This window comes from Salmonella sp. SAL4457 (assembly GCF_046548235.1).
In the GTDB taxonomy this organism is placed as follows: Bacteria; Pseudomonadota; Gammaproteobacteria; order Enterobacterales; family Enterobacteriaceae; genus Salmonella; species Salmonella enterica.
Genome location: NZ_JBGDZO010001445.1, coordinates 1 through 231 on the forward strand (window position 1 = coordinate 1; position 231 = coordinate 231).

The 231-nt window shown below is 64.1% G+C and carries 1 protein-coding gene; it reads right to left on the bottom strand.

The annotated features are described in order from the left end of the window. The coding region (locus ACLJNW_RS28955) for an EAL domain-containing protein (protein WP_410962131.1) at positions 1 to 231 on the bottom strand (231 nt) is incomplete at both ends.

Genomic DNA, 231 nt, shown 5'->3' on the forward strand with positions numbered 1-231 from the left:
GTGCAGGGTGCGGCAGGGATAGCGCAGCAGACTGGTATTGAGCAGGTCGCTGGGGATCGGCCGGTCGAACAGGTAGCCCTGGCCGATGTCGCAGCGGTTGCGCCGGAGGAAGGCCAGTTGCTCGGCGCTCTCCACGCCTTCGGCGACTACCTTGAGCTTGAGGTTGTGGGCCATGGCGATCACCGCCGAGGTGATTTCCATGTCGTCCTGGCTGTCCGGGATGTCCTTGAT